Below are 13768 nucleotides of genomic sequence, written 5' to 3'. Positions count from 1 at the left end.
GATAACTCACTGTTGTTCAGAGGCCGGGAGTCGAGATGAACGATGCTTGGCTGAGTGCAGTCCCGTCGATCCTGATCGGGGGGGCGCTCGTCCTCCTCCCCGGAGCCGCGGTCGTCGTGGCCGGCTGGGGTGTTCGATCCCTCATCGCGTGGTTGTTCGCGCCGGCGATATCGATCGCCATCATTGCGGTGGCTTCTTCGGTCGGACCGCTCGTAGGTCTGACATGGTCGCTGTTGCCTGTCGCCATCGTCACCGCCATCGCTGCGCTTGTCGCCTGGGCCGTCTCGCGATGGGTAGCCCGCGACAACAGCGTCGATCCACAGCCCTGGGACCAGGGCCGCGCTCGCGCCTTCTACGCCGCGGGTGTCGGTGCCGTCGCGGCCGCGGTGGCAGTCAGCGTGCAGCTGATGACGGCGTTCGGCAGCCCCGAGAACATCTCGCAGACCTTCGACAACATCGTGCATCTCAACGCCATCCGGCTCGCGCTCGATCTGGGCGATGCCTCCGTCGTCGCCATCGGGAGCACGTCCGACATCGCGTTCTACCCCAACGGGTGGCACAGCATCGTGACGCTCGTTGCTCAGCTGGGCGGCGGCTCGATCCCCCTCGCCGTCAACGCCGCCAACATCGCCATCTTCGCGATCGCATGGCCGGTATCTGCGCTCGCGCTCGGTGCGACGCTGTTCGCCGCACGGCCCGCAGCCCTCGCCGTCACCGCCGCGCTCACCCCGGGTTTCGCGGCATTCCCCCTTCTTCTCCTCGATTTCGGGGTGCTTTACCCCAACGCCACCGGGTACGCGGTGCTCCCCGCTGGGCTCGCCGCGGTGTGGATGCTGCTGACTGTGCGAGGACGGGATCGAGTCAGGGCCCTTCTACTTCTCCTCGTCACGTGCGCGGCCGTGGGGATCTCGCACCCGAATGCCTTCCTCGCTCTGTTCGCGCTCGCATTCGCCGTGGTGATCACCGAGTCGGCCCTCGCGGCCTGGGCCGCGAAAACCCGACGGGCGCGGCTCGCTCCGCTCCTCGTCATCGTCGTCATGACGGTCGCTCTCGTCGGGCTATGGCGCTTCGGACGCACGAATGCGGGCATGTCGGTCTGGGGCGCATGGCAGAGCACCGCCCAGGCCTTCGGCGAGGCCGCCCTGATCGCACCACGTGGGTATCCGATCACGATTGCGACATCGGTCCTGCTGCTCGTCGGGATGATCGCAATTGTGCGGCGGCCGGTGCGCTGGCTCCGGGTGGCCCTGCCTTTCGCGACGGCGGCGTTCCTCTTCATCGTCGTGAGCGGAATCCCCACCGGGACAACCCTCCGCGATCTGATCACCAACCCCTGGTACAACGACTCCTACCGGCTCGCAGCGATCCTCCCCATCGCGGGGATCCCGGTCGCGGTCGTCGGGGCCCTGGTGCTGCTGGATGCGGTATCCCGCATCTTCCACCGTCGATCGTGGCCCGAGCTGCTTCGATTCCTTCTGGTCACCGGGCTCACCGCACTTCTCCTTCTTCTCGCGGCGACGGGCCCGAACGTCACCGCGATGATCGAGCGTGCTCAGGGCTCCTACCGCCTCAGCGACTCGTCGCCTCTCCTCACCCAAGACGAACAGGCGCTCATCGACCGATTGGACGAGACCGTCCCCGACGACGCGGTGATCGTCGTCAACCCGTGGACCGGCGGCTCGCTCGCCTACGCTCTCGGCGAGCGGGACGTTCTCACCCGTCATGTCTTCTCCGCCCGGAGCGCCGACGAGGAGTTCATCGACGCCAACCTGGAGAACATCGGCTCCGACCCCGAGGTGTGCACCGTGGTCGACCGACTCGACGTGGAGTACGTCCTGGACTTCGGAAGCCAGAACGTCTGGAACAACAAGGCTGCGGGCGGTGAGCGAGCGGGCCTCAACGACCTCGACCCCTCAGACAAGCTCGTCCTCGTCGATTCGCAAGGCGACGACGCCCGTCTCTTCCAGATCGTGGGGTGCTGACCGTGCCCCGCCGGATCGCGATCGCGTACGACTGTCTGTACCCGTTCACCACGGGTGGCGGCGAACGACAGTACCGCGCGTTCGCCCGTGAGATCGCGACACGTGGGAACGAAGTCGAATACCTCACCGCCCTCCAATGGGAGGGAAAGCCTCCGACCGACGAGCCATTCCGTGTTCGGGCGACGAGTCCGCGCCTCAACCTCTACGACGTGCACGGCGTCCGCCGTTCTGCAGCGGCGCTGTCGTTCGCATGGCACCTCTTCACAGCGCTCAGACGTTCTCGCCACGACTACGACGCGGTCGTCGTCAGCGCGCTTCCCGTCCTCAACGTCTTCGCCGCTCGCGCGGCGTTGTGGGGAAGCCGCACCGTCGTCATCGCCGACTACCTCGAAGTCTGGCGGCGCCGCCAGTGGCTCCAGTACGCCGGTCACATCACCGGGACAGTAGCGTGGGCCCTGCAACGGGCCGCGATCGCGCTCACACCGGTGGCCACATGCCACTCAGAGCTGAGCGCTCAGCGACTCCGCGCCGAAGGTCTGCGTGGTGATCTGCTCGTCAGCCCGGGCCTCATCGAGGCGGACATCACGACCGCATCCGACGCGGCGACCCCCACCCACCCCCCGTTCGCGCTCTACGCGGGGCGCCACATCGCCGACAAGCAGGTGGAGACCATTCCGGCCGCCGTAGCGAAGGCGCGGGCCACGGTGCCCGACCTCCGGCTCGTCATCCTCGGATCCGGATCCTCGACGCCGGAGGTCGAGCGGGCGATCGATGCCGTCGATGGGCGCAACTGGTGCGACCTGCGCGGGTTCGTCGCCCAGACCGACCTCGAGACCCTGATGGCGCAGGCGGCCGTGCTGGTGAACCCGTCACGGAGGGAAGGGTATGGGCTTGTCGTCGTCGAGGCCGCCGCACATGGAACGCCCGTCGTGCTCGTCTCGGGGGAAGGGAACGCCTCCACCGAGCTGATCGACGAGGGACGGAACGGCTTCATCGCGCCCTCGACACACGCGGACGACCTCGGATCCGCGATCGCACGCGCCGTCACCGGTGGCGCGGTCCTGAGAGAAACAACGAGACACTGGTACGGCGACGCGGTCGAGAACCGTACGATCGCCCGCACCATCGACGCGATACTCGAGTGCGTCGACGCGAAAAGTGCGTCCCGCTCCCCTCGCCGTCGCAGACAGAGAGCAGAGAACACGTGAACCGCCCCGCCGAAACCACCGACGTCGAACTGACGATCCTGATGCCCTGCCTGAACGAGGCGGAAACCCTCGAGGTGTGCATCCGGAAGGCGCGAGGATTCCTCGAACGCTCGGGCATCGTCGGTGAAGTACTGATCTCCGACAACGGCAGCACCGACGGCTCTCAAGCCCTCGCGGAGAGCCTCGGTGCACGCGTCACCCACGCTCCGCGCCGCGGCTACGGCGCCGCGCTCATCAACGGGATCGAGACGGCTCGCGGCCGGTACATCATCATGGGCGACGCCGATGACAGCTACGACTTCGAGAATCTTCAACCGTTCGTCGATCGTCTCCGCGGCGGCGCCGACCTTGTGATGGGCAATCGGTTCCAGGGCGGGGTGGCCCCCGGGGCCATGCCTCCCCTCCACAAGTACCTCGGCAACCCCGTGCTGTCGGGCATCGGACAGCTCTTCTTCCGGCCGAACGTCGGCGATTTTCACTGCGGCCTCCGCGGCTTCAACCGGGACCGCATCGCTGCGCTCGGTCTGCAGACCACAGGTATGGAGTTCGCCTCCGAGATGGTCGTCAAGGCGACGCTCGCCCGGCCCAAGTACCGGATCGAGGAGGTTCCGACCACGCTCAAGAAGGACGGCCGCTCCCGCCCGCCGCACTTGCGGAGCTGGCACGATGGGTGGCGTCACCTGCGGTTCCTTCTGATCTTCGCGCCGCGTTGGCTCTTCGTGTATCCCGGCCTCGTCGCGTTCCTGCTCGGAGCCATCGCGGTGGGTATCCTCGCGTTCGGGGGTATCGAGATCGGTGGCGTCGGCTTCGGCGTCACGACGATGGTCTATGCCAGCGCGCTGTGCGTGATCGGCTATCAGTCCCTCATGTTCTTCTGGCTGACGAAACTGTTCGCGACCGCGGAGCAGTTCCTTCCCGCCAGTGACCGCTACCGGTCGATCGTCGCGAAGTGGAGCGCAGAACGCGGGCTCCTCGTCGGGCTCGCCCTCTTCGTGCTCGGAATCGTCATCGGCGTTGCGCAGGTCGTTCGATGGAGCGGGGTCGACTTCGGTCCCCTCGATGCCACGGAGGTCGTCCGTGTCGCGATCCCGAGCGCGCTCGGGATCATGCTCGGGTTCCAGACGATCCTCATGAGCTTCTTCTCCGGCGTTCTGACGACGCCGCGACGGACGATCCCCGCCGACGCCGTCATCGAGAGTTGACGGTGAAGCGGCGCCTTCTCGTCGACCTTCTCGGATACACCGGTTCACGGGGAGGCACCGAGACATATGCGCGCGAGCTGCTCCCGCGGTTGGCCGCGTTGCTCCCCGAGGTCCGCTTCAGTGCGCTGACAGGGCGCGCCGGATCGGGGCCGGTGTCGGACTTCTTCCCCGGCCGTGTGCACACCGTGCCGTGGGTCGGACCCGATCCTGCGTCCTGGGCGGCGGGAGCCGTCGTCGGAACAGAGGTCTTCGCGCGCCGCAACGGCGCCGACGCGATCTGGGCGCCGGCGAACTTCGGCCCCATCCTTCGTGGGACACCACGCGTCGTCACGGTGCACGACGCCATCTACGACGAGGTGCCGGGTAGCGCCGCCGCTCGCGTGCAGCGCGCGGCGACGTCGTGGCTGATGGCACGATCCGCGCGGACCGCGGACGCTGTGGTCACCGTCTCCTCCGCGGCAGCCGACAGCATCAGCCGCACCTTCGGGCTCCCGTCAGAGCGGATTCACGTCATTCACAACGGCAGCAGCAGCCCCGTGGCTGTCGCAGATCCCGTGAGCGCGATCGCCTCCCTCGGCATCCCTGCGGACCGGGCGATCGTGTTGAGCACCGGCAACCGCATGGCTCACAAGAACTTCGTCGGCCTTCTCGCCGCACTCGCGCAGATCCCGCGTGAGGAGAGGCCGCTCGCCGTCATCGCCGGTAGCCGCCTCCCTGATCCGCTGAGCTCGGAGGTCCAGCGCCTCGGCCTGAGCGAAGACGTGGTTCTGCCCGGTTGGGTCAGCGTCGAGCAGTTGGAGGCCCTCTACGCACTTACAGATCTGTACGTCTGTCCGTCCCTGGCAGAAGGATTCGGCCTCCCGGTCGTTGATGCCCTCCGGCGGGGCGCTCCGGTCCTGGCGAACGACATCCCGGTCCTCCGCGAGGTCGGTGGTACGACGACGCGCTACGCCGATGCGACCGAGCCCGCGTTGTTTGCCGCAGCCATCGATTCCGCTGTCCGCGGTGGCCGTTCCCCCGGTGAGGTCGCGCAGGGCCGGGCGTGGGCCGAGACCTTCACCTGGGAGAGGACGGCCGAGCGGACTGCGGACGTTCTGCAGAATCTCTTGGCTGCAACGACCGTTTCCGAACGCCGATGACAGACCTCAGCCTCCGACGCCGTCTCGTGGGGTTCATGCTCCTCCCCGCCCTCGCCGCCGTCTCTCCTCTCGTCGTCCTCCCCCTCGTCGCTCGCACCGCGGGGCCGGGCGGATGGGCGAGCGCCATCGCCGGAGAATCCGTCGGCACGTTCGCCGCCATCGTGATCGGATACGGATGGGCGGCAATCGGCCCCGCCCTGATCTCGATCGCCGCAGACGACGATCGACGTGCGCGTCTCTACCGCGAATCGATCGTCGTGCGCGCCGCGGTGGCTCTCGTGACGCTGCCGGTGCTCGCGGTCATCTGCTGGCTCATCTCCTCCCCGGGCGCCGAATGGCTGACGATCCTCATGGGCGTGCAGGGCGCTCTCATCGCCCTGTCGTTCACGTGGTACTGCGCGGGGGTGGGCGACCCGCGCACGATCATCATCTTCGATGCCGTGCCGCGCCTCGTCGCCACGATCGTGGCGGCTTTCGCGATCGCGGCGACCGGCATCGTCGAGGTCTACCCACTGAGCGGAATACTTGTGACGGTTCTCGGCACGAGCGCCTTCACGAACCGTCTCCTGCGGCGCCACCCGGGGTCGTGGCCACGCGCGCGCGAGCTCCCCGGTCTGTTTCGCGCCGGATTCCCGGTTGCGTTGAACGACGCTGCGCTCAGCGCGTACTCCAGCGTGCCCGCCCCCCTCGTCAACGTGACATCACCCCCGGTAGAGGCCGCGGGTTTCGCTTCTGCCGACAAGATGTTCAAGCTCGGAAGCGTACTTCCCTTCACGCTCGCCAGCGCGCTCCAAAGCTGGGTGGGAGAAGTCTCCGGTCCGCCACGCGCACGTCGCATGCGTCTTGCTATGAGCGCTCACGCAGGATTCGGAATCGTGGGCGGCGTTGTCCTTGCTAGCCTCGGCGACAGCGTGAGCATGTTGCTCTTCGGAAGCGAGGCGGCCGCCGGAGTCGATCTTCTCATCGCCATGGGAATCGTCTTCGCCTTCCTCTCGCTCCGCACGTCGATGACGCGGCATGTTCTCTTCCCCGCCGGCAAAGCGAAGACGGTCATGCGTGCAACGCTCGCGGCGACCGCAGTCGGCATCCCCGTGATGATCATCGCCGCGAACGTGATCGGCCCCCTCGGAGCCGCCGTCGGTTACGCCTTCACGGAAGCGGCCGCTACCCTGCTCCTTTGGCGCCCTTGCGCCTCGGCGGTGCGTGCGATCGAACGCGCAGAGCCGATACCACCCCTGGATGACGACCCGAAGGCCCTGTCATGAGTGCGTCCCGATCCACCCCCACACCCGCGACCGTCGGCGCCGTTGTGCTGACGTGGCGCGATCGGGAGCTGACGGCCGCATGCGTTGCACGCCTCGTCGGCCACCCGAGGGTCGCTCGAGTGATCGTCGTCGACAACGAGGCGGATGGTTCGATCGCGTCAGCGTTCGAACCGAACCCGAGTCTGGACATCGTCGAACTGACGTCGAACACCGGCTTCGCGGTGGGCGTGAATTCCGGGCTGCGACAGCTCTTGGACGACCCGTCACTCGACGAGTTCCTGGTCATCAACAACGACGCCACCCTGACCCATCACGACATCGATCGACTCGTCTCCGCCTTGGATGGCGATCCCGGCCTCGGGATCGTGGGTCCTCGGATCGAAACACCGACGGGAACGAAGTTCTCCGCCGGCGGCATCGTCAACAGGTTCACCTGGGGCATTCGGCAGCCTCGGCCCGGCGAACACCCCGATTTCCTCACCTGGGCCTGCGTGCTGGTGCGGCGGAGCACGTTCGAGCGGGTGGGCCTCCTGGACGAGCGATTCTTCATGTACTGGGAAGATGTCGAGTTCGGGTTCCGGCTGAGGGAGGCAGGAGTGCGGTTCTCGGAGGTTCCCGACGCCGTTCTGATTCACGCCGTGTCCTCCTCGCACTCGCGCGCCGGCTCCCGGATCCTCGCCTACTCCAGCCAGGCGTTCCGGCATTTCTTGCGCCTTCATGGCGGTGCCGGCACGGTGACGGGGCTCGCCCGACTCGGCGCAAAGGTCGCCCTCTGCACGGTCAAGGGCGACATGCCCGGTGCACGATACGTCATCGCAGGCTGGAAGTTGGGGAGAAACGCACCCGACCCCGCTTACGTGGCCTTCGAGAAACTCCCCTGACGCGAAAGGTTCATCGTGAACATCGGACTATCGGTTACGACGCTTGGCCGTATCGATGCGCTTCGCACGCTCCTGTCATCGCTCGAGGGACAGTTGCGCGACGGCGACGAGGTCATCCTCGTCGCGCAAGGGAAGGAGGAGGAGGTAGCTGAACTGGCGGCTGAGTTCGCCGCGCGAGGTCTTCCCGTCGCCGCGACAGCCTCCTCACGCGGAGCCTCCCTCGGCCGCAACACCGGCGTCGCGGCTCTTCCGCCCGGCGAGTTCGTCCTCGCGTTTCCGAACGACAACACCGTGTTCCCCGCAGGTACTCTCGATGCACTCCACGACGCGATAGACAACCCGGACTTCGTCGCGGGGGGATTCACCTCGTGGGACGAACGCGGCCCGAAGACGACGCTTCCCACCGCCGGAACTCCCCTCGACCGCTACAACGTCTGGTCGATCATCGAAATGGGCATCCTTCTCCGCCGGTCGCTCTTCGACACCGTTGGGGGCTTCGACGAGGCCATAGGACCGGGCTCCTCAAGCCCGTGGCAGGTTGCCGAGGGCACCGACCTACTTCTGCGCGTCATGCGCGCGCACCCCGAGGTCATCGATCGCTTCTCATGGCTCCCCCCCGACGTGCACGTCGACGGGATCTCGACGGGTTTCGGCCTGACGGACGCCGACCGTCGGCGGAAGCTCCGCGCGTACGGCCGCGGGACCGGGCGGGCATTCGCGGTCCACGCGTACCCGCTCTGGTGGCGCGCTGCCTTCGTCGCCGCCGGGCTACTCTATGGTGTCCGCAACCCGGAGCCCATCCGCGCAACAGATGGGTGGCCGATGTTCGTCGGGCGGCTCGAAGGCACGATCGGGCGGACGTTCGGCCAGAAGCGGATGGTCTCGACAACCCGCTGAGCTAGGCTACGGAGGTGTCAAAGAGAGTCCTGATCACCGGCGGTGCCGGCTTCATCGGATCCCACCTGTCGGAGCGGCTCCTTGACGAGGGCCACGAGGTCATCTGCGTGGATAACTTCTTCACGGGTAGCCGGAAGAATGTCGAGCACCTCTTCGGAAACCCGCGCTTCGAGATCATCCGCCACGACGTGACGTTCCCTCTGTACGTCGAGGTCGACGAGATCTACAACCTCGCGTGCCCCGCCTCCCCGGTGCACTATCAGCACGATCCGGTGCAGACGACGAAGACAAGCGTGGTGGGCGCGATCAACATGCTCGGACTCGCGAAACGACTGCGCGTGCCGATCCTCCAAGCGTCGACGTCGGAAGTCTACGGCGATCCCGCCGTACACCCCCAGCGTGAGGAGTACTGGGGGAATGTGAACCCCATCGGTCCCCGCTCTTGCTACGACGAGGGGAAACGGGCGGCGGAGACCCTGTTCTTCGACTACCGACGGCAGCACGATCTGGCCATCAAGGTCATACGGATCTTCAACACCTACGGCCCGCGGATGCATCCCAATGACGGTCGCGTCGTGTCGAACTTCATTGTCCAGGCGCTTCGCGGCGAGCCGATCACGATCTACGGTGACGGGTCGCAGACGCGGTCGTTCTGCTACGTGGACGATCTCGTCGACGGCATGGTCCGATTGATGAACACCGGGCACGACGTCACCGGACCCATCAACGTCGGAAACCCCGGAGAGTTCACGATGCTCGAGCTCGCTGAGGCGGTTCTGCGGATCACGGGGAGCGAGTCGGAGATCGAGCACCGCCCGCTCCCCCAGGACGATCCCAAACAGCGACAGCCCGACATCACCCTCGCCCGCCGAGAACTCGGCTGGGAACCGACGATCGCGCTCGAGGGCGGACTCGCGAAGACGGTGGACTACTTCAGGGCGGTTCTTTCCGTCTAAGCACTCGATGGCAGGATGGGTGTCGTGAAGGGCATCATTTTGGCCGGCGGGTCCGGCACGAGACTCCATCCGATCACGTTGGGTGTGTCGAAGCAGTTGATCCCGGTGTATGACAAGCCGATGGTGTACTACCCGTTGTCGACGTTGATGTTGGCGGGTGTGCGGGAGATTCTGGTGATCACGACTCCGCATGATGCGCCGTTCTTTCAGCGTCTTCTGGGGGATGGGTCGCAGTTCGGTATTGAGTTGTCGTTCGCGGTGCAGGAGTCTCCGGACGGGTTGGCGCAGGCGTTCACGATCGGTGCGGACTTCATCGGGAACGACAAGGTCGCCCTGGTCCTGGGCGACAACCTCCTCTACGGTCCCGGTTTGGGTTCGCAGCTCAAGCGGTACGCGGATGTCGATGGTGGTGCGGTGTTCGCGTATTGGGTGGCGGAGCCGACCGCGTACGGGGTGGTGGAGTTCGATGATGCCGGTCGGGCGGTGTCGTTGGAGGAGAAGCCCGCGAACCCGAAGAGCAACTATGCGGTCCCGGGGCTGTATTTCTACGACAACGACGTGGTCGAGATCGCCCGGAATCTGCAGCCGTCGGCGCGGGGTGAGTATGAGATCACGGATGTGAACGCGGAGTATCTGCGGCGCGGGAAGCTGCAGGTGGAGGTCCTCCCCCGCGGCACCGCCTGGTTGGACACCGGGACGTTTGATCAGATGACGGACGCGGCGGAGTATGTCCGCACGATCCAACGCCGCACAGGGCTCTCGATCGGGGTGCCCGAGGAAGTCGCATGGCGGCAGGGGTTCCTCACGGACGCGCAGTTGCGGGAGCGCGCGGAGAAGCTGGTGAAGTCCGGGTACGGCACGTACCTATTGGAGACGTTGGAGAGAGGCCACTGATGGCGCGTCTGCTTGTGACCGGTGGGGCGGGGTTCATCGGATCGAACTTCGTCCACCACGTCCTCGACCACACCGACCACGACGTGGTCGTGCTGGACAAACTCACCTACGCCGGAAACCTCGCCTCCCTCGACGGGTTGCCTGCGGACCGGTTCCGGTTCGTCCAGGGTGACATCGCCGACCCCACGGTGGTGGATGAGCTCGTCGGCGGCGTGGATGCGGTGGTGCATTACGCCGCGGAGTCCCACAACGACAACAGCCTGCATGATCCGCGTCCGTTCCTGGACACCAACATCATCGGCACCTACACGCTCCTGGAAGCCGTCCGCCGGCACGAGAAGCGGTTCCACCACATCTCCACCGACGAGGTCTACGGCGACCTGGAGCTCGATGACCCGGCCCGGTTCACCGAACACACCCCCTACAACCCCTCCTCCCCCTACTCCTCCACCAAGGCCGGGTCGGATCTGCTGGTGCGGGCGTGGGTGCGGTCCTTCGGGGTGCAGGCCACGATCAGCAACTGCTCGAACAATTACGGGCCGTATCAGCATGTGGAGAAGTTCATTCCGCGGCAGATCACGAACGTGATCCGTGGGATCCGCCCCAAGCTGTACGGGGCCGGGGAGAACGTGCGCGACTGGATCCACGCGGACGATCACTCCTCCGCGGTCCTCACCATCCTCGACCGGGGTGTGATCGGGGAGACCTATCTGATCGGGGCCGATGGGGAGAAGAACAACAAAGACGTCGTGGAACTGATCCTCACGCTCATGGGCCAGCCCGCGGATGCGTACGATCACGTCACCGATCGGGCAGGACACGACCTGCGGTACGCGATCGACTCCACCAAACTCCGCACCGACCTCGGCTGGGCACCCCAGTACTCCGACTTCGAGGCGGGGCTTGCCGCGACGATCGACTGGTACCGGAACAACGAAGCCTGGTGGGCACCCACCAAAGACGGTGTGGAAGCGTTCTACGCCAGCAAAGGCCAGTGATGACGGAGTTCGGTAAGGCGCTGACGGTCACGCCCACCCCGATCCCGGGGCTGGTGGTGGTGGATCTTCCCGTGCACGGGGATGCGCGGGGGTGGTTCAAGGAGAACTGGCAGCGGGAGAAGATGACCGCGGCTGGGGTGGAGTTGCCCGATTTCGGGCCGGTGCAGAACAACATCTCCTTCAACGACGCCGTCGGCACCACCCGGGGGATCCACGCCGAACCGTGGGACAAGTACGTCTCTGTCGCCACCGGGAGGATCTTCGGCGCCTGGGTGGACCTTCGTGAAGGCCCCACGTTCGGGGCGGTGTTCACCACGGAACTGGACCCGTCGAAAGCGATCTTCGTGCCCCGAGGGGTGGGGAACTCCTACCAGACCCTGGAACCCGACACCGCGTACACCTACCTCGTCAACGACCACTGGTCCCCCACCGCGACCTACACGTTCCTGAACCTCGCCGATGAGACCGCCGCCATCGAGTGGCCGATCCCGCTGGATCAGGTGGAAATCAGCGAGAAAGACAAGAACCACCCGCGCCTTTCCGATGTGGTCCCGATGGCGGGGAAGAAAACCCTCATCACCGGCGCGAACGGGCAACTCGGACGCGCCCTCCGGGACCTGCTCGGTGACACCCCGCAGGTCGAGTACACCACCCGCGACACCCTTGACCTGACCTCCCCCACCCTCCACACCGACCGGCGGTGGCGGGACTACGACACCATCATCAACGCCGCCGCCTACACCGCCGTGGACACCGCCGAAACCCCCACCGGCCGCACCACCGCGTGGGCCAGCAACGTCACCGCAACCGCCGCGCTGGCCAGGATCGCCACCGACAACGGCATCACCCTCGTCCACGTCTCCAGCGACTACGTCTACGACGGCACCCGCACCGGCGAGTACACGGAGGAGGACCCGGTCAGTCCCCTCGGCGTCTACGGGCAAACCAAAGCCGCCGCCGACACGATCGTCGCCACCGTCCCCCGCCACTACATCATCCGCACCAGCTGGGTCATCGGTGACGGCCACAACTTCGTCCGCACCATGGCATCCCTCGCCGAACGCGGCATCAACCCCACCGTCGTCAACGACCAAACCGGACGCCTCACCTTCACCACCGACCTCGCCCAAGGCATCCACCACCTCCTCACGACGTCGGCGCCTCACGGTATCTACAACCTCACCGGCACCGGACAACCCACCACCTGGTACGACATCGCCCGCCACGTCTACCAGCTCACCGGACACGACCCCGACCGCGTCACACCCGTCAGCACCCACGACTACTACGCCAACACTTCCGGACCGATCGCGCCTCGCCCCCGCAACAGCCTCCTCAACGTCGACAAGTTGACCGAGGCAGGATTCACGCCAGGTAACGCGGCGAAGCTCCTCGAGAATTACCTGGCGCAGGGGACCTCGTGAGCAACGCCACGCCGGTCTCGCCGGTTGTCGCGGTCGTCGTGCGCACGAAGGATCGGCCGGATCTTCTGCGGCGCGCATTGTCCAGCATCAGCGGGCAGCGCATGACAGAGTGGGAGTGCGTGATCGTCAACGACGGCGGCGATGCCTCGGCTGTCGATGCTGTCGTGGAGGACCTACCGGTCGAGCATCGCTCACGGGTGCGGGCCATGCACCACCCGGAGTCCCGGGGCCGGTGGGTCAGCGCGAATGCCGGGGTACTGGCGACCTCCGCGCCGCTTCTCGTGCTGCACGACGACGATGACTCGTGGCATCCCGAGTTTCTGAGCCGGGCTGTCGAGTATTTGGAGGCCGCACCGGAGCGCGACGGCGTGGTGTCGCGAATCGAGATTCTCTGGGAGAAGCGCGAGCCCGACGGGTTCCGCGTCACACGACGCGAGATGTTCCAGCCCCAGTTGAGCGCGCCGACGCTGGCAGACACGCTTCTCTACAACCGGTTCGTTCCGATCGCGTTCGTCTACCGTCGACGACTGCACGAAGAACTCGGACTGTACGACGACTCGCTTCCGGTCGTCGGAGACTGGGCTTTCAACCTCAAAGTCCTCGCGCGCGGGCCTCTGGATTACCTCGGGGATGTGCCCTATGCATACTGGCACCAGCGCGAGGGCGTAGAAGGCAGCCACGGCAACAGCGTCATCGACTCCCGCGGCGACCACGCGAAGTACGACGCCCTCATCAGAGACGAGGCCCTCCGTCAGTACGTGGATGCGAACGGCATGGGCCTGTTGCTCTACCTGACGAAGTTCATCGATCAGCGATTCGTAGACGTCGAGACCGGCATCCGTGAGGAAGTGGCTCGTGGGAGCGAGAACAATTTGAGCTTCGGTCGCCGCATCGAGCGTCGGATCCGACGCCGGCGGTAGGC

The 13768-nt window shown here is 66.2% G+C and carries 12 protein-coding genes; all 12 read left to right on the top strand.

What is annotated here, in order from left to right; translation table 11 throughout:
* Positions 1–35: 35 nt before the first annotated feature.
* From LTL01_RS08715 to LTL01_RS08660, 12 genes are read left to right on the top strand one after another with little or no spacing between them, the layout of a single operon-like run.
* Entirely contained in the window at positions 36–1982 is a 1947-nt protein-coding gene (locus tag LTL01_RS08715) for a DUF6541 family protein (protein ID WP_236968264.1), read from the top strand.
* Positions 1976–3190: a glycosyltransferase family 4 protein gene (locus LTL01_RS08710; RefSeq protein ID WP_236968263.1), complete on the top strand. Its 1215-nt coding sequence runs from the start codon at positions 1976–1978 to the stop codon at positions 3188–3190. The genes LTL01_RS08715 and LTL01_RS08710 overlap by 7 nt, the downstream gene beginning before the upstream one ends.
* The gene (locus tag LTL01_RS08705) at positions 3187–4392 is read left to right on the top strand and encodes a glycosyltransferase family 2 protein (RefSeq protein WP_236968262.1); all 1206 of its coding nucleotides are present in this window, start codon (positions 3187–3189) and stop codon (positions 4390–4392) included. The genes LTL01_RS08710 and LTL01_RS08705 overlap by 4 nt, the downstream gene beginning before the upstream one ends.
* A gap of 2 nt (positions 4393–4394) precedes the next feature.
* The gene (locus LTL01_RS08700; RefSeq protein ID WP_236968261.1) at positions 4395–5531 is read left to right on the top strand and encodes a glycosyltransferase family 4 protein; all 1137 of its coding nucleotides are present in this window, start codon (positions 4395–4397) and stop codon (positions 5529–5531) included.
* Complete coding sequence (locus LTL01_RS08695; protein WP_236968260.1) at positions 5528–6796, top strand: MATE family efflux transporter; 1269 nt, start codon at positions 5528–5530, stop codon at positions 6794–6796. Before LTL01_RS08700 ends, LTL01_RS08695 begins: the two co-directional genes overlap by 4 nt.
* Positions 6793–7677, top strand: coding sequence for a glycosyltransferase family 2 protein (locus tag LTL01_RS08690; protein WP_236968259.1), 885 nt, complete (start codon positions 6793–6795; stop codon positions 7675–7677). Before LTL01_RS08695 ends, LTL01_RS08690 begins: the two co-directional genes overlap by 4 nt.
* Before the next feature lie 15 nt (positions 7678–7692).
* Positions 7693–8574 carry a glycosyltransferase family 2 protein gene (locus LTL01_RS08685; RefSeq protein ID WP_236968258.1) on the top strand — a complete coding sequence of 294 codons (882 nt, stop codon included), beginning with the start codon at positions 7693–7695 and terminating at the stop codon, positions 8572–8574.
* A 14-nt stretch (positions 8575–8588) separates the two neighbouring features.
* Positions 8589–9530 carry a UDP-glucuronic acid decarboxylase family protein gene (locus LTL01_RS08680; protein ID WP_236968257.1) on the top strand — a complete coding sequence of 314 codons (942 nt, stop codon included), beginning with the start codon at positions 8589–8591 and terminating at the stop codon, positions 9528–9530.
* Positions 9531–9554: 24 nt separating this feature from the next.
* A complete protein-coding gene (rfbA, locus tag LTL01_RS08675) occupies positions 9555–10424 on the top strand; it encodes a glucose-1-phosphate thymidylyltransferase RfbA (RefSeq protein WP_236968256.1) in 870 nt (289 codons plus the stop codon).
* A complete protein-coding gene (gene rfbB, locus LTL01_RS08670; RefSeq protein WP_236968255.1) occupies positions 10424–11422 on the top strand; it encodes a dTDP-glucose 4,6-dehydratase in 999 nt (332 codons plus the stop codon). The genes rfbA and rfbB overlap by 1 nt, the downstream gene beginning before the upstream one ends.
* Complete coding sequence (locus LTL01_RS08665; protein WP_236968254.1) at positions 11422–12846, top strand: sugar nucleotide-binding protein; 1425 nt, start codon at positions 11422–11424, stop codon at positions 12844–12846. Before rfbB ends, LTL01_RS08665 begins: the two co-directional genes overlap by 1 nt.
* Complete coding sequence (locus LTL01_RS08660) at positions 12843–13766, top strand: glycosyltransferase family 2 protein (protein WP_308195177.1); 924 nt, start codon at positions 12843–12845, stop codon at positions 13764–13766. Before LTL01_RS08665 ends, LTL01_RS08660 begins: the two co-directional genes overlap by 4 nt.
* The last annotated feature ends 2 nt before the right edge of the window (positions 13767–13768 follow it).

Source organism: Microbacterium aurantiacum (assembly GCF_021654035.1).
Classification (GTDB): Bacteria; Actinomycetota; Actinomycetes; order Actinomycetales; family Microbacteriaceae; genus Microbacterium; species Microbacterium aurantiacum.
This window is presented reverse-complemented; position numbering and strand designations above follow the sequence as displayed.

Excerpts from the sequence above, each read along its gene's own strand:
- LTL01_RS08715 (WP_236968264.1), top strand. The coding sequence starts at position 36 with ATGAACGATGCTTGGCTGAGTGCAGTCCCGTCGATCCTGATCGGGGGG.
- LTL01_RS08695 (WP_236968260.1), top strand. The coding sequence starts at position 5,528 with ATGACAGACCTCAGCCTCCGACGCCGTCTCGTGGGGTTCATGCTCCTC.
- LTL01_RS08690 (WP_236968259.1), top strand. The coding sequence starts at position 6,793 with ATGAGTGCGTCCCGATCCACCCCCACACCCGCGACCGTCGGCGCCGTT.
- rfbB (WP_236968255.1), top strand. The coding sequence starts at position 10,424 with ATGGCGCGTCTGCTTGTGACCGGTGGGGCGGGGTTCATCGGATCGAAC.
- LTL01_RS08665 (WP_236968254.1), top strand. The coding sequence starts at position 11,422 with ATGACGGAGTTCGGTAAGGCGCTGACGGTCACGCCCACCCCGATCCCG.